This window comes from Shinella zoogloeoides, from assembly GCF_020883495.1.
GTDB lineage: Bacteria > Pseudomonadota > Alphaproteobacteria > Rhizobiales > Rhizobiaceae > Shinella > Shinella zoogloeoides.
This window is the reverse complement of sequence record NZ_CP086610.1, coordinates 2059891-2081222: the sequence shown is the minus strand read 5'-3', so window position 1 is coordinate 2081222 and position 21332 is coordinate 2059891. Positions and strand designations below refer to the sequence as shown.

20 protein-coding genes are annotated in these 21332 nt (G+C 66.1%); 8 read left to right on the top strand and 12 right to left on the bottom strand.

What is annotated here, in order from left to right; translation table 11 throughout:
* The first annotated feature begins 77 nt into the window (after positions 1-77).
* A complete protein-coding gene (gene recN / locus K8M09_RS10420) occupies positions 78-1748 on the top strand; it encodes a DNA repair protein RecN (protein ID WP_160786012.1) in 1671 nt (556 codons plus the stop codon).
* Positions 1749-1986: 238 nt separating this feature from the next.
* The gene (ligA, locus tag K8M09_RS10415; RefSeq protein ID WP_160786011.1) at positions 1987-4146 is read left to right on the top strand and encodes an NAD-dependent DNA ligase LigA; all 2160 of its coding nucleotides are present in this window, start codon (positions 1987-1989) and stop codon (positions 4144-4146) included.
* Between the two features lie 79 nt (positions 4147-4225).
* Here ligA and K8M09_RS10410 read toward each other — a convergent pair whose 3' ends face one another.
* Complete coding sequence (locus K8M09_RS10410; RefSeq protein WP_160786010.1) at positions 4226-6301, bottom strand: DEAD/DEAH box helicase; 2076 nt, start codon at positions 6299-6301, stop codon at positions 4226-4228.
* A gap of 281 nt (positions 6302-6582) precedes the next feature.
* On the opposite strand from K8M09_RS10410, the gene panC reads away from it, so the two are divergent.
* The 4 genes from panC to K8M09_RS10390 all read left to right on the top strand — a co-directional run bounded on the left by panC (position 6583) and on the right by K8M09_RS10390 (position 9457).
* Positions 6583-7452, top strand: a complete 870-nt coding sequence (gene panC / locus K8M09_RS10405; protein WP_160786009.1) for a pantoate--beta-alanine ligase — start codon at positions 6583-6585, stop codon at positions 7450-7452.
* A gap of 1 nt (position 7453) precedes the next feature.
* On the top strand, positions 7454-8278 hold the full coding sequence (gene panB, locus K8M09_RS10400; protein WP_160786008.1) for a 3-methyl-2-oxobutanoate hydroxymethyltransferase: 825 nt from the start codon (positions 7454-7456) through the stop codon (positions 8276-8278).
* Positions 8279-8405: 127 nt separating this feature from the next.
* Positions 8406-9140, top strand: a complete 735-nt coding sequence (locus K8M09_RS10395) for an AzlC family ABC transporter permease (protein WP_160786007.1) — start codon at positions 8406-8408, stop codon at positions 9138-9140.
* 2 nt (positions 9141-9142) lie between these two features.
* Positions 9143-9457, top strand: coding sequence for an AzlD family protein (locus K8M09_RS10390; protein ID WP_160786006.1), 315 nt, complete (start codon positions 9143-9145; stop codon positions 9455-9457).
* On the opposite strand, the gene K8M09_RS10385 is transcribed toward K8M09_RS10390, so the two are convergent.
* From K8M09_RS10385 to K8M09_RS10370, 4 genes are all read right to left on the bottom strand, one after another.
* Positions 9447-11282 (bottom strand): aminopeptidase P family protein, encoded by a 1836-nt coding sequence (locus K8M09_RS10385; protein WP_160786005.1) that lies wholly within the window; start codon positions 11280-11282, stop codon positions 9447-9449. The two genes, K8M09_RS10390 and K8M09_RS10385, sit on opposite strands and share 11 nt — an antisense overlap.
* A gap of 463 nt (positions 11283-11745) precedes the next feature.
* Positions 11746-12627: a 50S ribosomal protein L11 methyltransferase gene (locus tag K8M09_RS10380; RefSeq protein ID WP_160786004.1), complete on the bottom strand. Its 882-nt coding sequence runs from the start codon at positions 12625-12627 to the stop codon at positions 11746-11748.
* Between the two features lie 64 nt (positions 12628-12691).
* A complete protein-coding gene (locus K8M09_RS10375; protein WP_160786003.1) occupies positions 12692-13291 on the bottom strand; it encodes an SCO family protein in 600 nt (199 codons plus the stop codon).
* A gap of 128 nt (positions 13292-13419) precedes the next feature.
* Positions 13420-13578 carry a hypothetical protein gene (locus K8M09_RS10370; protein WP_170299482.1) on the bottom strand — a complete coding sequence of 53 codons (159 nt, stop codon included), beginning with the start codon at positions 13576-13578 and terminating at the stop codon, positions 13420-13422.
* Positions 13579-13835: 257 nt separating this feature from the next.
* Here K8M09_RS10370 and K8M09_RS10365 point away from each other — a divergent pair, with 257 nt between their 5' ends.
* Entirely contained in the window at positions 13836-14300 is a 465-nt protein-coding gene (locus K8M09_RS10365) for a chemotaxis protein CheW (protein ID WP_117366518.1), read from the top strand.
* A 160-nt stretch (positions 14301-14460) separates the two neighbouring features.
* The gene (locus tag K8M09_RS10360) at positions 14461-14814 is read left to right on the top strand and encodes a hypothetical protein (RefSeq protein ID WP_160786002.1); all 354 of its coding nucleotides are present in this window, start codon (positions 14461-14463) and stop codon (positions 14812-14814) included.
* Between the two features lie 51 nt (positions 14815-14865).
* Here K8M09_RS10360 and K8M09_RS10355 read toward each other — a convergent pair whose 3' ends face one another.
* From K8M09_RS10355 to K8M09_RS10325, 7 genes are all read right to left on the bottom strand, one after another.
* Positions 14866-15315 carry a CreA family protein gene (locus K8M09_RS10355; RefSeq protein WP_160786101.1) on the bottom strand — a complete coding sequence of 150 codons (450 nt, stop codon included), beginning with the start codon at positions 15313-15315 and terminating at the stop codon, positions 14866-14868.
* A gap of 116 nt (positions 15316-15431) precedes the next feature.
* Positions 15432-16178, bottom strand: coding sequence for a copper homeostasis protein CutC (locus K8M09_RS10350; protein WP_160786001.1), 747 nt, complete (start codon positions 16176-16178; stop codon positions 15432-15434).
* Positions 16179-16201: 23 nt separating this feature from the next.
* Positions 16202-17257, bottom strand: coding sequence for a dipeptidase (locus tag K8M09_RS10345; protein ID WP_160786000.1), 1056 nt, complete (start codon positions 17255-17257; stop codon positions 16202-16204).
* A gap of 74 nt (positions 17258-17331) precedes the next feature.
* Positions 17332-18492 carry an N-acetylglucosamine-6-phosphate deacetylase gene (gene nagA / locus K8M09_RS10340; RefSeq protein ID WP_160785999.1) on the bottom strand — a complete coding sequence of 387 codons (1161 nt, stop codon included), beginning with the start codon at positions 18490-18492 and terminating at the stop codon, positions 17332-17334.
* The gene (locus tag K8M09_RS10335) at positions 18489-19511 is read right to left on the bottom strand and encodes an SIS domain-containing protein (RefSeq protein WP_160785998.1); all 1023 of its coding nucleotides are present in this window, start codon (positions 19509-19511) and stop codon (positions 18489-18491) included. The genes nagA and K8M09_RS10335 overlap by 4 nt, the downstream gene beginning before the upstream one ends.
* Before the next feature lie 24 nt (positions 19512-19535).
* Complete coding sequence (locus K8M09_RS10330; protein ID WP_160785997.1) at positions 19536-20300, bottom strand: GntR family transcriptional regulator; 765 nt, start codon at positions 20298-20300, stop codon at positions 19536-19538.
* On the bottom strand, positions 20297-21184 hold the full coding sequence (locus K8M09_RS10325) for an N-acetylglucosamine kinase (RefSeq protein WP_160785996.1): 888 nt from the start codon (positions 21182-21184) through the stop codon (positions 20297-20299). The genes K8M09_RS10330 and K8M09_RS10325 overlap by 4 nt, the downstream gene beginning before the upstream one ends.
* Positions 21185-21332: the final 148 nt, after the last annotated feature.

Sequence of the window (21332 nt, the reverse complement as noted above, 5' to 3'; positions counted from 1 at the left end):
CGGGGCGCGATTCCGGCAAGGGCGCGTGAGCGGCCTTGTCTTCGCAAGCGCGTGAAACGAAGAGAATTGATGCGGCAATGCTGGCGCAGCTATCGATCCGCGATATCGTCTTGATCGAACGGCTCGATCTTGCCTTCGAGTCGGGCCTTTCCGTGCTGACCGGCGAGACGGGCGCCGGAAAATCCATTCTTCTCGACAGTCTTTCGCTGGCCCTCGGCGGGCGTGGCGATGGCTCGCTGGTGCGTCACGGCACCGAGCGCGGCCAGGTGACGGCCGTTTTCGACGTGCCGGGCAACCATCGGGCGCGGGCGCTCCTTCGCGACAACGGCATCGACGACGACGGCGACCTCATCTTCCGCCGCCAGCAATCGGCCGACGGCCGCACCAAGGCCTATGTCAACGACCAGCCGGTTTCCGTGCAGCTCATGCGGCAGGCCGGCCAGCTTCTCGTGGAAATTCACGGCCAGCACGACGACCGTGCGCTTGTCGATACCGACGCGCATCGCCTGCTGCTCGACGCCTTCGGCGGGCTGAGCGAGGCGGCCGCCGATGTGGGCACGCTCTATCACCAGTGGAAGGAAGCCGAGCGCACGCTGCGCCGCCACCGTGAAAAGGTGGAGGCGGCGGCCCGCGAGGCGGATTATCTGCGCTCCTCCGTCGAGGAGCTGGAAACCCTCTCGCCGCAGGACGGTGAGGAGGATGCGCTGGCCGAGACCCGCGCGCGCATGATGAAGGCCGAGCGCATTGCCGGCGACATCAACGAGGCGAGCGAGTTCCTGAACGGCAATGCCTCGCCCGTGCCGCTGATTGCCGCGCTGGTGCGCCGTCTGGAGCGCAAGAGCCACGAAGCGCCGGGCCTGCTGGAAGAGACCGTCGAGTTTCTGGATCAGGCGCTCAACCAGCTTTCCGATGCGCAGAGGGCCGTGGACGAGGCGCTGCGCAAGACGGAATACGACCCCAAGGAACTGGAGCGCACGGAAGAACGCCTCTTCGCGCTGCGCGCCGCCGCGCGCAAATATTCGGTTCCCGTCACCGGCCTTCCGGCCCTTGCTGCAAAAATGATCGCCGATCTGGCCGATCTCGATGCGGGCGAGGAGAAGCTGGTGCAGTTGCAGGCGCGGCTTGTCGAGACGCGCGCCGCCTACGAGATCTCCGCCCGCTCGCTCTCGGAAAAACGGCACCACGCCGCCGATGCGCTCGCCGCCGCCGTGATGGCCGAGCTGCCGGCGCTGAAGCTGGAGCGCGCGCGCTTCACCGTCGAGATCACCACCGACCCGGACGGCGGGGCGGAGGAGGGGATCGATACGGTCGAATTCCACGTGCAGACCAACCCGGGCACGCGCCGCGGCCCGATCATGAAGGTGGCGTCCGGCGGCGAGCTGTCACGCTTCCTTTTGGCGCTGAAGGTGGCGCTCGCCGATCGCGGCTCGGCCCCGACGCTCGTCTTCGACGAAATCGACACCGGCGTCGGCGGGGCGGTGGCGGATGCCATCGGCCAGCGGCTGAAGCGCCTGTCCGCCACGGTGCAGGTGCTCTCCGTCACCCACGCCCCGCAGGTCGCCGCCCGCGCGGCGACGCACCTCCTCATCTCCAAGGGACCGGTCGAGGGCAGCGAGACCGTCGCCACCCGCGTCGCCCGCATGGACGACGGCGCGCGCACCGAGGAGATCGCCCGCATGCTGGCCGGCGCGTCCGTGACCGACGAGGCGAGGGCGGCGGCGGCAAGGTTGCTTTCGGGCGGCGTCTGAGGCAATTGCCCCTCATCCGCCTGCCGGCACCTTCTCCCCGCAGGCGGGGAGAAGGGATTTGTGGCACGGCCTTATCCTTCTTTTACCGTTCGTTGGCGGGAAAACGGGGCGGTATCCGCCTTCTCCCCGTTTACGGGGAGAAGGTCGCGGCAGCGGGATGAGGGGCAGCCCCACCCTGTAGAGCCACTTTCCTTTCGCCAAGTTTGCTCTAAAACGACTCCGCAATCCGGAGCATGTCATGGCGAACGCGAAAACCCCCGTCGAAATCCTGACCGAAGAAGAGGCCGCGGCCGAGCTTGCCTTTCTGGCGGCGGAGATTGCGCGCAATGACGAACTCTATCACGGTCAGGATGCCCCCGAGATTTCGGATGCCGACTACGACGCGCTGAAGCGCCGCAACGAGGAGATCGAGGCGCGTTTTCCCGCGCTGGTGCGCGATGACAGTCCGTCACGCCGCGTCGGCTCCGCGCCGCTGCCGACCTTCGCGCCGATCACCCATTCCCGGCCGATGCTGTCGCTCGACAATACCTTTTCCGACGAGGACGTGCGCGACTTCGTCGCCTCCGTCTACCGCTTCCTCGGCCGCCTGCCGGACGATTCCATCGCGTTTACCGCCGAGCCGAAGATCGACGGCCTTTCCATGTCGATCCGCTACGAGAACGGCCGCCTTGTCAGTGCTGCGACGCGCGGCGACGGCACGACGGGCGAGAACGTCACCGCCAATGTCCTGACCATCGACGAAATCCCGAGCCGCCTTCCGGCCGGCGCGCCGGCCGTCGTGGAGGTGCGCGGCGAGGTCTACATGGCCAAGAGCGATTTTTTGGCGCTCAACGAGAAGATGGCGGCGGAAGGCAAGCAGACCTATGTCAACCCGCGCAACACGGCGGCCGGTTCGCTGCGCCAGCTCGACGCCTCGGTGACGGCGAGCCGCAAGCTGCGCTTCTTCGCCTATGCCTGGGGCGAGATGTCGGAGATGCCGGCCGATACGCAGTTCGGCATGATCGGCGTGCTGAAAGGCTGGGGCTTCCCGGTCAACCCGATGACGCAGCGGCTTTCGCGCGTCGAGGAGATCATCGCACATTACCGCGAGATCGGCCTTGCCCGGCCGGACCTCGACTACGATATCGACGGCGTCGTCTACAAGGTCGACGAACTGGCGCTTCAGGAACGCCTCGGCTTCCGTTCCCGCTCGCCGCGCTGGGCGACGGCGCACAAGTTCCCGGCCGAGCAGGCCTTCACCACGGTCGAGAAGATCGACATCCAGGTCGGCCGCACCGGCGCGCTGACGCCCGTCGCGCGGCTGACGCCCGTCACGGTCGGCGGCGTGGTCGTCACCAATGCGACCCTGCACAATGCCGATTACATCGAGGGCATCGGCAATAGCGGCGAGCGCATCCGCGAAGAGGGGCACGATATCCGCATCGGCGATACCGTGATTGTGCAGCGCGCGGGCGACGTGATCCCGCAGGTGCTGGATGTCGTGATGGAAAAGCGGCCGGCGGGATCGGTGTCCTACGAATTCCCGAAGACCTGCCCGGTCTGCGAGAGCCATGCCGTGCGCGAGCGCAACGAAAAGACGGGCCGGCTCGATTCCGTCACCCGCTGCACGGGCGGCTTCGTCTGCCGCGCGCAGGCGGTGGAGCACCTGAAGCATTTCGTCTCGCGCAACGCCTTCGATATCGAAGGATTGGGCTCCAAGCAGATCGATTTCTTCTTCGAGGCGGAAGATGCGTCTCTCGCGATCCGCACCGCGCCCGATATCTTCACGCTAGAGAAGCGGCAGGCGGCGTCCCTGACCCGGCTGGAAAATATCGACGGCTTCGGCAAGGTGAGCGTGCGCAAACTCTACGACGCCATCGACGCCCGCCGCTCCATCGCGCTCAACCGCTTCATCTATGCGCTCGGTATCCGCCATGTCGGCGAGACCAATGCGAAGCTGCTGGCGCGCGCTTACGGCACCTACGCCGCCTTCGAGGAGGCGATGAAGGCGTCCGCGCCGCTTTCCGGTGAGGCATGGAGCGAACTCAACAGCATCGACGGCATCGGCGAGGTCGTCGCCCGCGCCATGGTCGAGTTCTACAAGGAGCCCCGCAATCTCGATGTGATCGGCCGGCTGCTGGAGGAGGTGACGCCGCAGGCCGCCGAGGCAATCGTCGCATCGTCCAGCCCGGTTGCGGGCAAGACGGTGGTCTTCACCGGATCGCTGGAGAAGATGACACGCGACGAGGCCAAGGCCATGGCCGAGCGGCTGGGCGCGAAGGTGGCGGGGTCCGTGTCGAAGAAGACCGACCTCGTTGTCGCCGGTCCCGGGGCCGGCTCCAAGCTCGACAAGGCGCGCGAATTCAGCGTCGAGGTGATCGACGAGGACGGCTGGTTCGAACTGATCAAGGGATCGTGAGGGGCCGCATTCGCGGCGTCTCATGCCGTAAGGTCGTATGAAAACGGCGCGGAACCGGAAGGTCCGCGCCGTTGATCGTTCAGTCGCGTTCCGGCTTCTTGCCCTTGGGCTTGCGGGCCGCGCCTTCGGGCTTGGCGAATTTCTCGTCGCGCTTGCCCTTGAAGGGTTTTGCGCCGGCAAAGGGCTTGGCGGGCTTCTTGCCGCCGTCTTCGCGATCCTTCCAGTGCGGCTTGGCGCTCGCACCTTCCGGCTTGTCGAAATCGCGCTTCTTTTCGAAACGGGGCTTCTTGTCGGCGTCGCCCTTGTTGAAATCGCCCTTGTTGTCGCGGTCCTTCCAGTGCGGCTTGGCGCTTGCGCCTTCCGGCTTGTCGAAGTCACGCTTCTTCTCGAAGCGCGCCTTCTTGTCATAGCCGCCCTTCTTCTCGAATTCGCCCTTCGGCTTCCAGTCGGCGCGGCGTTCCGGACGGTCGTAGCGCGGCGTCTTCTCGCCGGGCGTGCGCTCGTAGAACTGGGGCGTGAGGTCGTGCATGCCTTCCAGCACGGTCACGCGGATGCCGCGTTCCAGCATGCTGTTCGGCCCGAGCGCGCCGAGGAAACCGTCCGATGCCTCGGCGGAGAGCTCCACAAACGTCTCTTCCGGCTGCATCTTGATCGCGCCGATCTCGTTCTTGGTGATGTTGCCGTTGCGGCAGAGCATGGGGATCAGCCAGCGCGGTTCGGCGCGCTGCTTGCGGCCGACCGAGATGGAGACCCAGACGCTTGCGGCGAAGCTGTCGCGCGGGCGCTTGGTTTCGGCCGGAATGGCGTCGTTGCTGCGCTCGCGCGGCTTGCGCTGTTCGAGCGAGACTTCGATCAGGTCTTCCGGCGCGGAGCGGCCGGCCTTGAAGAAGCGCGTGACGGCTGCGGCGAGCTGGCGGGCGTCGAACTTTGCGACCAGCGCCTCGACGGTCGCTTCCTCGTCCTCGGTGACCTTGTCGGTCAGCAGCGGGTCGGCGAGCAGGCGCTCGTCGTCGCGGCGCAGGATTTCCTCGGCTGAGGGCGGGGTCGCCCAGTTGGCCTTGAGGTTCGCGATCTGCAAGAGGCGCTCGGCCTTGCGGCGGGCGTTGAGCGGCACGATGAGGGCGCTGACGCCCTTGCGGCCGGCGCGGCCGGTGCGGCCCGAACGGTGCAGCAGCGTGTCGGGATTGGTCGGCAGATCGGCATGAACGACCAGCTCGAGGTTCGGCAGGTCGATGCCGCGGGCGGCGACGTCGGTGGCGATGCAGACGCGAGCACGGCCGTCGCGCATGGCCTGCAGCGCATGGGTGCGTTCGTTCTGGCTGAGTTCGCCGGAAAGGGCGACGACCGAGAAGCCGCGATTGTTGAAGCGGGCCGTCAGGTGGTTCACGGCCGCGCGCGTCGAACAGAAGACGATGGCGTTCTGCGCATCGTAGAATCGCAGCGTGTTGATGATGGCGTTCTCGCGGTCGGCCGGGGCGGTCAGCAAGGCGCGATAGTCGATATCGACGTGCTGTTCCTTCTCTGCGGCCGTCGAGATGCGCATGGCATCGCGCTGGTAATTCTTGGCGAGGGCGGCGATTTCCTTCGGCACGGTGGCCGAGAACATCAGCGTGCGGCGGTCTTCGGGCGCGGCTTCCAGGATGAATTCCAGGTCTTCGCGGAAGCCGAGGTCCAGCATCTCGTCGGCCTCGTCGAGCACGACGGCGCGGATGTCGGAAAGATCGAGATTGCCCCGGGTGATGTGGTCGCGCAGACGGCCGGGCGTGCCGACGATGATATGCGCGCCGCGTTCCAGCGCGCGCCGTTCCGTGCGCACATCCATGCCGCCGACGCAGGAGCCGATGACCGCGCCGGTCATCTCGTAGAGCCATTCCAGCTCGCGCTTGACCTGCATGGCAAGTTCGCGCGTCGGGGCGATAACGAGGGCGAGCGGGCTGCCGGCGCGGTCGAAGCGGTCTTCGCCTTCCAGCAGCGTCGGGGCGAGCGCGAGGCCGAAGGCCACGGTCTTGCCGGAGCCGGTCTGCGCGGAGACCAGCGCGTCGGCATCGCCGATCTTGGGGTCGGAGACGGCGATCTGCACCGGCGTCAATGTGGTATAGCCGCGTTTTTCCAACGCCTTTGCCATCGCCGGAGCGAGGCTTTCGAAACTCGTCATGTGGGGTCTTTCGGAATTCGGGTTCAGCGGCGATCTTGCACCGCACTCTCAAGCCCGTGAATGACGAGCGTGTGTGCGCGCTCTCTACTGGTCCTTGCCGCAAATGTACAGTGCGCAAAACGCAAAGCTGCCCAGCAGGTTAAGCTATGGGTGGCAAAAGTCTTTGCCGATTGTCTTTTTGCGCTGCACAAGATAGAAAACGCCACCCCCTGAAATGCGCACAAGAAGGCATGCAGGCGGGATCGCCCACGGGAGAGGGCGAGAGCAAGGAGGAGCCGCCGATGAAGACCTTCACCACCATCGCGGATTTGCGCGCGGCTCTCGCGCCGCATCGTCTCGACGGCCGCACGATCGGCCTCGTCCCCACCATGGGCTATCTTCATGTCGGCCATATGGAGCTTGCCCGCCGGGCGCTCGCCGACAACGACATCGTCGTCGCCACCATTTTCGTCAATCCGTTGCAGTTCGGCGCGAACGAGGACCTTGCGCGTTATCCGCGCGATCTCGCCCGCGACCAGGCGATGCTGGAAGCGGAGGGTGTGCATTATCTCTTCGCGCCCGGTGTCGAGGACATGTATCCGCGGCCGATGGAAACCGTGGTCGACGTGCCGAAGCTCGGCGCGGAGCTGGAGGGCTCCGTCCGTCCCGGCCATTTCGCCGGCGTCGCCACCGTCGTCACCAAGCTTTTCAACATTGCCGGCCCCGACCGCGCCTATTTCGGTGAGAAGGATTTCCAGCAGCTCACCATCATCCGCCGCATGGTCCTCGATCTCGCCCAGCCCATCGAGGTGATCGGCGTGCCGACCGTGCGCGAGGCGGACGGGCTGGCCTGTTCGTCGCGCAATGTCTATCTCTCGGCCGAAGAGCGCGCCGCCGCGGCCATCGTACCGCGCGCGCTGGAGGAGGCGGAACGGCTGATCGTGGCGGGCGTGACGGATGCGCGGGCGCTGGAGGCGGGGGTTGCCGCCTTCATCCGCTCCGAGCCGCTGGCCAAGCCGGAAGTGGTCGCCGTGCGCGATCCCGAAAGGCTGGCCGAAATCGACACGGTCGGGGACCGGCCGGTTCTTTTGTTGCTTTTCGTGCGCTTTGGGAGCACGAAGCTCCTCGATAACAGGGTCCTTGGCCCGAAAAATGCGAAGAAGGTAGCGTGACATGAGCGTACACACCGCCAAGCGTCGTCTGGCTCCCGCCGACATCAAGGCCCTCAAGGGTGAGCGTCCCATCGTCAGTCTGACCGCCTATACGACGCCGGTCGCCAAGCTCATGGACCCGCATGTCGATTTCATGCTGGTTGGCGATAGCCTCGGCATGGTGCTCTACGGCCTCGATTCCACGGTCGGCGTGACCGTCGAGATGATGATCGCCCACGGGCAGGCCGTCATGCGCGGTTCGTCCAACGCCTGCGTCGTCATCGACCTGCCGTTCGGTTCCTACCAGCAGTCCAAGGAGCAGGCTTTCGCCACGGCTGCCCGGGTGCTGAAGGAAACCGGCTGTTCGGCCGTGAAGCTTGAAGGCGGGGCGGAAATGGCCGAGACGGTGCATTTCCTCACCCAGCGCGGCATTCCGGTGCTCGGCCATGTCGGCCTGATGCCGCAGCTCATCAACACGACGGGCGGCTACCGCTCGCTCGGCCGTAACGACAAGGAAGTCGAGAAGATCCGCAAGGACGCCGCCGCCATCGACGAGGCCGGCGCCTTCGCCATCGTCATCGAAGGTACGGTCGAGCCGCTGGCGCGCGAAATCACCGGCAACGTCAAGGTGCCGACCATCGGCATCGGCGCATCGCCGGCCTGCGACGGGCAGGTGCTGGTGGTGGACGACGTGCTCGGCATCTTCACGGATTTCAAGCCCCGCTTCGTCAAGCACTTCGCCAACATCGCGCCCATCATGAGCGAGGCGTTCGCAACCTATGCGCAAGAGGTCAAGGCGCGCAGCTTCCCGGGGCCGGAGCATACGTTCCAGCTCAAGAAGAGCTGAGCATCCATCAGCGCCGGTCGCTCTAACGGGCTGATCGATCAATTCCGCTGAACGGTTCATCAGCCATATTGGTTTGCCGGTGGCTTCTGCCTGCTCTATGGCTTTGCCATTCCAAGAGAGCAGACCCATGACCCCCGCCACCAAAGAAGAAATCCGCGACGCCTTCCGGCGCGGCATTGCCGTCGCCATCGCCGCTTCGCCCTTCGCCATCCTGTTCGGCGCCGTCGCCATCGACAATGGCCTGACCATCGCCGAGGCCGCGCTGATGAGCGCGACGCTTTATGCCGGCGCGAGCCAGCTCGTTGGCGTCGAGCTGTTCAATCACAATGTCGCGCCCTGGCTAGTGGTTCTGTCGATCTTCGCGGTGAATTTTCGCCATGTGCTCTATTCGGCGGCGATCGCGCCGCATATCCGGCATCTGACCTTCTTCGAGAAGGCGACGTCGCTGTTCCTTCTGACCGATCCGCAATTCGCCGAGACCGAGCGGCGGGGCGATGCGGGTATCCGCGTCACCTATATCTGGTCCATGGTGCTCGGCCTCAGCGTCTATGTGCCGTGGCTGTGCCTGACGGTGGTCGGCGGTTTCCTCGGCAACCTGATCGGCGATCCCCGATCCATCGGCATCGACGTGCTGCTGCCGATCTACTTCATGGGCCTCGTGCTCGGCTTCCGCAGCCGGGCGAACTGGCTGCCGGTGGTGATCGCCTCGGGGGTGGGCTCGGTGCTTGCGCTGCATTTCGTCGGCTCGCCCTGGCATGTCAGCCTTGGCGCGCTCGCCGGCATCGTCGTGGCCGCGCTGCTGCCGCTCGACACCAAGGAAACAGACGCGCCCGTCGGCGATGTTATCGAAGGGGAGGCGTGAGCATGGACACGCTGTTTCACGCCCAGACGCTGATGATCATCGCGGCCGGGGCCATCGCGACCTATCTCACCCGCGTCGGCGGCTATATCTTCATCACGCGCATGAAGCGCATTCCGCCGCGCGCCGAAGCGGCGCTGAACGCCGTTCCGGCGGCCGTGCTTACCACGCTGGTGGCTCCGGCCGCCATTACGGGCGGATGGGACGTGAGCCTGACGATGGCCATCGCGCTTCTCGCCGGCCTGCGGCTTGCGCTGCTGCCGATGCTGGCGGTCGGCTGGATCGTCGTGATGATCCTGCGCACCTTCCTTATGGGCTGATCGGCGCCGTCGCCTTCTCCAGCCACGCCTTCGTCGCGTCGTCCGACAGCAGCGGCAGCAGCTTTTCGCGCGTTTGCGCATGATAGGCGTTGAGCCAGCCCAGTTCCTCGCCCGTCATCAGGGCGGGCAGGACGAGCCGGCGGTCGATGGGGCAGAAGGTCAGCGTCTCGAAGCCGAGCATGTCGATGTCGCCGCCCGGAACGGGGGCTGCCGGCAGCACATGGACGAGGTTCTCGATGCGGATGCCGAAGCTGCCGGGGCGGTAGTAGCCCGGCTCGTTCGAGAGGATCATGCCGGACAGCAGCTCCTGCGTCGAAAGCCGCGAGATGCGCTGCGGGCCTTCATGCACCGAGAGATAGGAGCCAACGCCATGGCCGGTGCCGTGGGCGAAATCCGCGCCGGCCTTCCAGAGCGAAATGCGGGCGAGGGGATCTAGGTCACAGCCGCGCGTGCCCTTCGGGAAGCGGGCGAGGCTGATGGCGATCATGCCCTTCAGCACCAGCGTGAAGAAGCGCTTCTGCTCCTCCGGCACCGCGCCGATGGCGACAGTGCGGGTGATGTCAGTCGTGCCGTTGATGTATTGCGCGCCGGAATCGATGAGGAACATCGTGCCCGGCTCGATGGTGGCGTCGGTGGCCGTCGTCACGCGGTAGTGCATGATGGCGGCATGGGCGCCGGCGCCGGCGATCGTGTCGAAGGAGACGTCCTTCAGCGGGTTCTGCTGGCGCTCGCCGACGCTGCGGCGCACGTCCTCCAGCTTCTTCGTGACGGTCATCTCGGTCACGGTGCCGGGCGTCGTGCCGTCCAGCCAGGCCAGGAATTCGACCATCGCCGCGCCGTCCTGCAGATGGGCGCGGGCGGAGCCTTCGAGTTCGACCTTGTTCTTGCAGGCGCGGGGCAGGCGGGCCGGATCGACCGCTTCCACCAGCGCGCCGCCCTTGGCGCGCACGATCTCGGCCAGCGCGAAGGGCGCCTGATCGGGATCGATGAGGATGCGCTTGCCCGCCGCCGCCAGCGCCGCAATGGCCTCGTCGAACTGCGAGGGGGGCACGAGGTCGGCGAGCTGGGTGAGGTAGGCTTCCTGCTCGATGCCGGTCTTGCGTTTGTCGAGGAAGAGCTGCGGGCGGCCGTTCGCCGGAATGATGGCGCGGGCGAGCGGATGGGGCGTGTGCGGCACGTCGCTGCCGCGGATGTTGAAGATCCACGCGATGGAGGAGGGGTCGGTGACGGCGAGCGCATCCGCGCCGGCCTTCGCCGTCGCCTCGGCCATCGTCACGAGCTTGTCCTTCGCGAGTTCGCCGGCATGTTCGATGGCCTGGATGGCGACACGGCCGAGCGGCTCGTTCGGGCGGTCGGTCCAGGCCTTGTCGAGCGGGTTGTAGGGCAGGAAGACGAGCGCGCCGCCGAGGCCGGCCAGCGCCTTTTCCAGCCGGCGCACTTCCGCGCCGGTATGCAGCCACGGGTCGATGCCGAGGCGAAAATCCTTCGGTGCGTGGTTCTGCAGCCAGAGATGCGGCGGTTCGCCGACGAGGTCGCCGCCGGTGAAGACGCTGCCGTCCACCTGTTCGGCAAGCTGCGTGACATAGCGGCCGTCGACGAAGACCACGGCCTGACCGCGCATGACCAGCGCGACGCCGGCCGAGCCGGTGAAGCCCGTCAGCCAGGACAGGCGCTCGGCGGAGGCCGGCACGTATTCCCCCTGATATTCATCCGCCCGCGGCACGAGGAAGCCGTCGATGCCGAGCGCATCGAAGGTGGCGCGCAGGGCGTCTGCCCGCTCGCGGCCGAACTCAGGCGTGGAGGTAACGTCGAAACTCTGGAACATGGCGGCATCCGCTGGGGCTATGAATCGTGCCCGCAATCTAGCCCATCGATACCGCGCGTCAAAGGCGGGAAAACGGGACTGGAAGAGGTATCACATTGGACTTATGCGCCTGACGCATGGCACCCATTCCTCAAAAGGGGGTATTTCTATTTTTTTTATAGATTATAAGCAGCCCCAACGAAGCGAACTTGAAACGCGCTTCAAGCGAAACGAAGTGAAAGTTCCTCCAGTCCTTCGTAACGCATATAGCTAGGTGTTCCGATCAGGCGTCTTGCCGGTCACTCCTCCTCCCTCCTCCGGGAAGGCGCTCGGAACGCATAGGCCCGCTTGAGCACTCCTCCTCCTCAAGCTCGCGGGCAGGTCGGTTCGCCGGCCCATAGGCGGTGCCTCTGGCACCGCCTTTTCTTTTGCCTTGATTCCGGAAAGGAACCGGCGGCGTGCGAAGCACCCCGCCGATGACGGCTCAGCGCCGGTTGTCGAGGTGGATGGTCACCCAGCCCTCGCGCCAGATGGTCTTCACATGGCGCAGGCCCGCGCCGTTATAGGCGGCGAGTACCTTCCAGCGCTGCGAGGCGAGGATGCCCGAGAGGATGACGTCGCCGTTCGGCGCAAGCTGGGCGGCGAGCTGCGGGGCCATGCGCATCAGCGGGCGGGCGAGGATATTGGCGATGATGAGGTCGAAAGGGCCGTGGCGGCCGAAGGCGGTGGAGTGGAAGCCGGGAGCGGTTTCCAGCGCGATGCCCGAGGCGATGCCGTTAAGGCGCACGTTCTCGCGCGCGACGCGGGTGGCGATGGGGTCGATATCGGTGGCGAGCACCTGAACGGGCGCCAGCTTGCGCGCGGCGATGGCGAGCACGCCACTGCCGGTGCCGAGGTCGAGGACGCGCTTGACCTTGCGGGCGCGCATCACGTTGAAGATCACTTCGAGGCAGCCGGCGGTCGTGCCGTGATGGCCGGTGCCGAAGGCCTGGCCGGCATCGATCTCGATGCTGATCTCGCCGGGGCGGGCGGTGCCCCGGTCATGCGAGCCATGCACGACGAAGCGGCCGGCGCGCACCGGCTTCAGGCCTTCCAGCGACTTGGCGATCCAGTCGATCTCGGGAATGACCTCGCGCTGGATTTCGACGCCGGGGAAATCGTTTTCGAGCAGGGCGGCGAAGCGCTGGTGGATCTCCGCCTCGTCCGGCCGGAACATGTAGACCGAGGCTTCCCAGATGTCGTTCTTCTCGTCGATCTCCATCGTCGCGATGGCGTAGCCCTCTTCCTCGAAGGCTTCGGTCATCAGCGAAAGCGCGACGTCCGCTTTCCTTTCGGTGGTGGAGATGTAGAGGCGGATTTCGCTCACGGGTCGGCTTCCTGTTGTTTCAGGTCCGCCTAGCATGTCCGAAAGCCGAGGGCAAAGGCCGATCTTATCGCTTGATCAGGTTGGCGAGCTTCTGCTCGGCGACCTCGGGGTTTTCGCCATAGGCGATGGTGCCGACGAAGCGGCCGTTCGCATCCAGCAGGAAGACGGAGGCGGTGTGATCCATCGTGTAGTCGCCGTCGGGCTTGGCTTCGTCGAGCGGCACCTTGCGGTAGTAGACGCGGAAGCTCTTGGCCATGTCCAGCACCTTGGCCGGCTCGCCGGAAATGCCGGTGATGCGCTTGGAGACGTTGCCGACATACTGGCCGACGAGTTCCGGCGTGTCGCGCTCGGGATCGACGGTCACGAAATAGGCCTGGAGCTTGGAGCCGTCCGGGTCGACCTTGGATAGCCAGCCGTCGAGTTCGAAGAGGGTGGTGGGGCAGACTTCCGGGCAATGGGTGAAGCCGAAGAAGAGGGCGGACGGCTTGCCGGTGAAGGCCTTTTCGGTGATCGGCTTGCCATCCTGCGCGACGAGTTCGAAGGGCGCGCCGAACGGGCCGCTTGCGACCTGCTCCTTGGTCCGGGTCATTTCCAGCGTCAGCCAGCCGAGCAGGGCCGCGACGAGCGCGACGGCGATCCACAGTACGAGGCGCAGGGTCTTCATGGCGATCCTTCGAAGAAACGAGAGAGGCTTGGTGCCGCTTTGCGGGTTTCATAGTCCCTTGCCGGAAGCCGCGCAAACGCGCCAATTGCCGCAAGGACGGGCAAGGCGGCGTGCTCTCGCAATCGTGATCAGAAACACCAGGACATGCCGGATTCGGCAAGGCTGAGGAAGATCGCCGTTCCATGCTCCAGCCATCCCGCAAAGGCGGCGGTGGCGGCCATGACGCCGAGGCCGAGCGCGATGAGCGCCAGCGGCAACACGGTATATCGGCGGGCGGTCTTGTCCATGCCCGGGAGCATAGCATGGCGCGGCCGGTTCTCAAACTGCCGCAGCGTCAGGCAAAAAGGGCGGGGCGCCTCCGGCGAAATCGGCGGGAATGCCGGCCCAGTGCGTAATTCTTAGGCATTGCTTAATCTCTCTTTGCCACCTTGTCAGGAGCGCGCAATAGGCCCGAAGGCTTGAGGACATGATGTCCGCCGCACGCCGGCAACGGCGGGCTGCGCATCTCAAACAGTTCGCTCCCCGTGGGGAAGAGGTCTTGTCCATGTCCAACGCCATCAAGCAGTCCGGCGCCTATCTCGAAATCGTTTCCTTCCATCTGGGCGAGCAGGAATTCTGCATCGACATCATGGCCATCCGCGAAATCCGCGGCTGGGCGCCGGTGACGCCGATGCCGCATACGCCGCCCTATGTGCTCGGCCTCATCAACCTGCGTGGCGCGGTGATCCCGGTCATCGACATGGCCTGCCGCCTCGGCATGAAGATGACGGAACCGTCCGAGCGTTCCGCCATCATCGTCACGGATATCGCCGGCAAGCTGGTCGGCCTGCTGGTCGAGCAGGTTTCCGACATGATGACCATCAAGAGCGAGGCTTTGCAGCCGGCGCCGGAAATCATCCCGGAAGCCCAGCGCGCCTTCTGCCGCGGCATCGTGGCGCTCGAAAAGTCGATGGTCTGCTTCCTCAACCTCGATACGGTCATCGCCGACGAACTCGCCCAGGCCGCCTGAGCGAGCAAGCCGGATTTCAGCTTCCAGTCCCCGGCGGGTTGCCCTCCGGGGGCTTTCGCGTTGCACCGAAATACCTTGATCTTGCCCCATTTGGGCAGGAACCAAACGAGGGACCTGCCGTTTTCTCCCTGCTTCCCGCAATGAACAGTGGAGAAATGCAATGAACAAGACAGTGACAATCGCCCTTGCTTCGCTTCTCGCGGTATCGCCGGTCGCCGGCGTCGCCTATGCGCAGCAGAGCATGGATGCGGACACGATGGCCACCGGCTCGATCAGCGCCGACAAGGTCAATGTCGTCCAGATTTCGACGCTGGAGGCAGACCAGGACCAGCGCGCCGAATTTGACCGCCTGTCGCACAAGGTCAACGACCCGGCCGCGCTCGAAAAGGCCCAGTCCGAGCTTCAGTCCGATCCGGGCCTGACGGACATTCTGGCGTCCAAGAACGTCCAGCTCAACAATGTCGTCGAGATCAAGACGGCGGCGGATGGCGGCAAGATCGTTTACGTCAAGTAAGCGCCGCATCCTTGAAGAGACGCCCCGAGCCGATTGCGGCCGGGGCGTTTTTTATGGCTTGCCGCTCGTCCAGGTCACCGTCTCGCCGTAGAGCGGGACCGTGGAGATCGACATTTTCGCCGAGCCTTCCGTGGGTTCGCGCGAATGGGCGAGATAGATCAGCGTGTCGTTCTTCCTGTCGTAGACGCGCGTGACGATCAGCGCCTTCCAGATCAGCGACAGGCCGGACTTGAAGACTTCCTCGCCGCTACGGTCGAGATCGATATCGCCGATGGTGATGGGGCCGGTCTGCTGGCAGGAGATGGCGTTGTTCGACGGGTCCTCGAACCAGTTGCCTTTCTTCAGGCGGTCGATGACGGAGCGGTCGAAATAGGTGACGTGGCAGGTGACGCCGCTGACCTTCGGGTCGGTCACGGCGTCGATGTAGATATCGTTGCCGATCCAGTCGACGCCGACCTTGCCGACCGTTTCAGCGGCCGCGGGCAGGGCGGCGCAGGTCATGATACCGGCGATGGCAAGGGTGCGCAGGCGAGGGGCGGTAGGCGTCAGCGGCATGGCGGGTCTCCTTGGTTCCCTGACAGGTAAGGATGCCCGCCCGCCGCTTGCAAGACGTCCCGTCAGGATTTTGCAGCGGCGATGGTCGCGCGCACGGCGTTTCCGTCCGTCAGCGTCAGCTCGTATTCGCGATCCTTCTCGGTGCCGCCCATGCCGACATGCGGGTTGCGGAACGCCATGCCGCTCGGCACGGTCTTCAGCGCCGCGAAATGCATTTCGGTCAGGCCCGCCTCGTCGCGCACCTTGCGGATATTGTCCGCATCGAGCGCGCCGCAGCCCATGATGACGATGCGGCCGGCGGCCTGCTCGACGGCGCTCTTGAGGATGGCGACACCCTCCACGGCGGTATCGCGCTGGCCGGAGGTCAGCATGCGGTCGATGCCGCAGCGGATCAGCGCTTCCAGCGCCTCGCGGGCGTCCGCCGTCATGTCGAAGGCGCGGTGGCAGGTGACGGACATCGGGCGCGCGGCCTCGACCAGCGCCTTCGTGCGGGCCTCGTCGATCCGGCCGTCCGGCGTCAGGCAGCCGATGACGACGCCGGCGACGCCTTCCGAACGCAGGGCCTTGATGTCCTCGACCATCGTCTCGAACTCGGCCTCAGAATAGAGGAAATCGCCGCCGCGCGGGCGGATGATGACATGGACAGGAATGCGTGCCGCCTTCACGGCGGCGCGGATCGTGGCAAGGCTCGGCGTCAGGCCGCCCTCCATCAGGCTTGCGCAGAGTTCCACGCGGTCCGCGCCGGCTTCCTGCGCGGCGAGGAAACCGTCGATGCCTTCGACGCAGAGTTCGATGAGGGGCTTGGTCATGGCGTCTTTCCGTTCGCTAAGGGTCAGGCTTCGCGCCAGACGGTTTTCAGGAGCCGCAGCCAGTTCTCGCGGCAGAGCTTTGCAAGGTCGTCCTCACCGTAGCCGGCGGAGCGCAGCGCCTCGACGAGCGCCTGATTGCCGGCGGCGTCGGTGATGGCGGCCGGAATGGTCGCGCCGTCGAAATCCGAGCCGAGCGCCACGCAGTCGATGCCCATTCGCTCGACCATATGGTCGATATGGCGGACCATGTCGGAGAGCGGCGTGTCGGGGTTCTCCATGCCGTCGGCGCGCAGCATGGTGGTGGCGTAGTTGAGGCCGGCAATGCCCTTGCGCTCGCGGATCGCGTCGAGCTGACGGTCCGTGAGGTTGCGCGAGATCGGCGTCAGGGCATGGGCGTTGGAATGGGTGGCGACGAGCGGCTGGGTGCTTTCGCGCGCCACGTCCCAGAAGCCCTGCTCGGTGATGTGGGCAAGGTCGATCATGATGCCGAGGCGGTCGCATTCCTTCACCAGCGCGACGCCCGCTTCTGTGAGGCCGGGGCCGGTATCGGGCGAGGAGGGATAGGCGAAGGGCACGCCATGGCCGAAGCGGTTGTGCCGGCTCCAGACGGGGCCGAGCGAGCGCAGGCCAGCGGCGTAGAGCGTTTCCAGCGTCGAGAGGTCTTCCGTGATCGGCTCGCAGCCTTCGATATGGAGCACGGCGGCGAAGCGGCGGGCCTCCATGGCGGCGCGGATATCGGCGGTGGAGCGGCAGATGGCGAGCGCGCCCGTACGTTCCAGCCGGAAGGCGATGGCGGCCATTTCGAGGGCGGTGGCGAGCGCGGCGCGCTGTTCCAGCGGGCCGACCATGCGGATGCTGTAATGGCCGTTCTCATCCACCTCGCGCGGCGGATAGTCCTCGTTCGGCGGGATGAACATGGCGCAGAAGCCGCCGGCCAGCCCGCCCTTCAGCGCGCGCGGGGCGTCGATATGGCCCTTGTCGGTGCCATCGACGAATTCGGCGATGGGGTCCTCGCCCTTCTGCGCATGTTCCCAAAGGCGCAGGAGAACGTCGTTGTGGCCGTCGAAGATCAATTGCATGTGCTGCCGCTCCTATCCTTGACCCCGCCGATAGAGCCGATTCCGCCGCGACCCGCAAGGACCGCGGCGGCGGTTCAGGCGGCGAAGACCGGCGTGCCGGCAATCCAGGTGGCGGCGACGTTCACGCCCGCGTCGATGGCCGTGAAGTCCGCATCGTGACCATGGGTCAGGCGACCCTTGCGGCCCGTCATGCCGATGGCCTCGGCCGGATAGAGCGAGGCCATGCGCAGGGCTTCCTCCAGATCGATGCCCACGACATCGCGCATGTAGCGGATGCAGGAGGCCATATCGATATCGGCGCCGGCCAGCGTGCCGTCGGCGAGCGTCAGGCGGCCATCCTTGCGGAAAATCTCGCGGCCGTTGAGGAAGAAGCTCGTCATGTCCGTGCCGATGGTCGACATGGCGTCGGTGACGAGGAAGATGCGGCCGGGGCCGCGCTTGGCTCTCAGCGCCGCGCGGATGGAGGCCGGATGGACGTGGAAACCGTCGGCGATCAGGCCGGCATGGAGATGGCCGAGATCGAGCGCCGCGCCCACCATGCCCGGCTCGCGGTTGCCGAGCTGGCTCATGGCGTTGAAGAGATGCGTCATCATGCGCGCGCCGGCATCGACGGCGGAGGATGCGGTGTCGTAGTCGCAATCGGAATGGCCGAGGCTGACGGTGACGCCGGCCGCATGGAGCGCGGCGATCTGTTCGTTCGTGGCGTTTTCCGGTGCGAGCGTCATCAGCAGCGCTTCGAGACCCTTGCGGGCCGCTACGGTGCGTTCGACATCGGCCGGCTCCATCGGACGGATGAGGGCGGGGTCGTGCGCGCCCTTGCGGGCGATGGACAGGTGCGGGCCTTCGAGATGGAGGCCGAGGAAGCCCGGCACCGCCGCTTCCTGCGCCGCAAGACCAGCGGCGACGGCCTTCGCCGTCACCGCGCGGTTGTCGGTGATCAGCGTCGGCAGCAGCGCCGTCGTGCCGAAGCGGGCATGGGCGGCGCAGATGGTGCGGATGCCGTCGAGGTCCGGCTGCTCGTTGAGCAGCACGCCGCCGCCACCATTGACCTGAAGATCGATGAAGCCGGGGACGAGCGACAGCCCGTCCATCGGCACGGTGCGGGCTTCCGCAGGCACGTCGCGCGAAGCTGCGAGGGCGGCGACCTTGCCGCCCTCGATCAGGAGCGCGCTATCCTCATGCCACAGATCGCCGTCGAAGATCCGGGCGCCGGTAATGGCGGTGAGCGCTGTCATCGGGTTTCCGTCACTTTCTTGAGGTTGACCGGCTTGTCGGGGTCGAGACCCTTGCCGCGCGACCAGGCTTCCACGAAGCCGTAGAAGGGAACGATGAGCGCCAGCGCGTCGGTGATCGGGTGGCCGGTGGCGACGAAGGGCAGTTTTCGCGCGCTCTTCGCGCCGGCTGCGGTGATGCCGACATAGGCGCCGCGTTCGGCGAGGCTGTCGGCCATGCCGGTGACGGAGGCTTCGGCCGCGTCCCGGGCGGCAAGCGCGATGACCGGGAAGGCCGGGCCGACGAGGGCGACGGGGCCGTGCAGCACTTCCGCCGAGGAATAGGCTTCGGCATGCATGCCGGAGGTTTCCTTGAACTTCAGGGCGGCTTCGCTGGCGATGGCAAGGCCCGGGCCGCGGCCGAGCACGTAGAGCGACTGGGCGTCGCGCAGGTCGCCGGCAAGTTCGGACCAGTCGAGCGCCACGGCCTTGGCGAACTGCTCCGGCAGGTCCTTCACGGCGCGATCGAGGGCGGTGTCGCCCGTCCATTCGGCGAGCACGGCAAGGCCGGCGACGATGGAGTTCACATAGGACTTGGTGGCCGCGACGCTGATTTCCGGGCCGGCCGAAAGATCGAGCGAGTGCGTGCAGGCGTCGGCCAGCGGCGAGGGCAGGGTGTTGGTGAGCGCGATGGAGATCGCGCCACCCTTCGTCGCGCCGTCCGCCATGGCGACGATGTCCGGGCTCTTGCCGGACTGCGAGATAGCGATGGCCGCGCCGCCGCCGAGCTTGAGATTCGCGCCGTAGATCGAGGCGAGCGACGGGCCGAGCGAGGCGACGGGGCGGCCGGCGGTCAGCTCGATGGCATATTTCAGGAAGAGCGCGGCATGGTCGGAGGAGCCGCGCGCGACCGTCACGAAGAACTGCGGGTCACGCTCGCGAAGCGCCTTGCCGGCGGCGGCGATCGCGCCTGCCGAATTGGCCAGCAGACGGGCTGCGGCTTCCGGGATTTCGTTGATCTCTCTGCGCATGTTGGTCTGCATGGAATTCCCCTTGCGATTGGACGGTCACGTCTCGGAAAGCGTCAGTTCGGCGACGAAGTCATAGGCGTCGCCGCGATATATGGAGCGGGTGAACTCGACCACCCGGCCCGTGCGAAGATAGGAGATGCGCTCGATGGAGAGCCCGGCCGAGCCCGGCGGCACGCCGAGCATGGAGGCATCGGGATCCTTCATGTTGTAGGCGGAGATGCGCTGCACGGCGCGCACCGGCCGGCAGCCGCGCTTTTCCAGCGCCGCATAGAGCGAGCCCTGCACCTGAAGCGGATCGGGCAGGAACTCGGCGGAGATGCAGGCGCGCTCGATGGCGAGCGGCATGTCGTCGGCGACGCGCAGGCGTCCGAGCCGGGCGACCAGCGCATCCGCCGGCAGGCCGAGCATCATCATCTCGTCGGGCGAGGGATGGAACAGGCCGCGGTCGATCCATTCGGCGCGAGTGTTGAGGCCCCGGCGCGCCATGTCCTCGGTGAAGGAGGTGAGGCGCGAAAGCGACTGCTGCACCTTGGCGACGGGCTTGGCGACGAAGGTGCCGGAGCCATGGCGGCGCACGAGCAGGCCGTCCTTGACGAGATCGTCGACCGCCTTGCGTACGGTGACGCGGCTGACATTGGCGTGGTCGGCAAGGTCGCGTTCGGCGGGCAGGGCGTCGCCATAGTTCAGCTTGCCGGAGGTGATCGCCTCTTCCAGCGTCTGGCGCAGTTTCAGATAGAGCGGCCCGGGCACGCCCGACTGAAGGCTTTCCGGCGTCAGGATGGCGGCAAGCGGCGTGCTCATGCGGCGGCTCCCGTGCGTTGCCTGTAGCCCTTGGCGGCGAGCGCCACCGCGCCCGTCAGCGCATCGGCTTCAGCTTCCACCAATATGGCGCGATGGCGCTCGGAAAGCCATTCCGGATAGATCTGCGCCAGCCCGCCGAGCAGGCAGAGCCGTTTTGCACCGGCCAGGTCCATGATGGCGTCGAGGGATTCGTTCACCGTCGCCGCGCCGGCCTTGACGATGGCGATGGCCTGGGCGTCGCCCCGGCGCGCATGATCGAAGAGGATCGGCGCGAAGCGGCCGAAGTCGCCGGGCTTGGAAAGGCGGGCGAATTCGACGATGCCGCGCGGGTCGCCCTTGAATTCATCGAGGATCGCGTCCGTCACGCCGGAGCGGGGATGCACGCCGTCATGGGCGAGCAGCGCTTCCTGAAGCAGGGCATGGCCGAGCCGCGCGCCACCGCCGAGGTCGCCGACCGTGAAGCCCCAGCCGCCGATATAGCGCACCACATTGTCCTTGCGGCCCATATAGATGGAGCCGGTGCCGAGGATCGCCACCGCGCCGTCCTCGTCGCCGATCGCGCCCTGCAGGGCGATCAGGCCGTCGGAATCGATGTCCGTATGCTGGAAGGGCAGGCGGTCGTGCACATAGCGCGTCAGGTCGCCGACATTGGTGCCGGCAAGGCCGAGAAAGGCCGACGCGCCGTTGATGCCGGCCTCGTCCAGGCCCGCCTCGCGATAGGCGGCCCTGGCGGCTTCCGTGATGGAGATGATCGCGTTGTTGGGGTCGGTCAGGATATTCGCCGCGCCGCTCTTGCCGCGCCCGAGAATGATGCCGTCCGGGCGCGCCACCGCCGCGCGGCAGCTCGTTCCCCCACCGTCGATACCGAGAATGTAATTCGTCATGGGCACCTCCTGAGATAACGATACCAAAAAAATACCAATAACCAAGGGGTATGGTGATGCGGAAGGTGGTCTTTTATTCAATCAATTGATTTTGCTTGATAAAAATATTCGATGGCAAAAAAGTGGTCTCAAAAATTAATTTCCTATG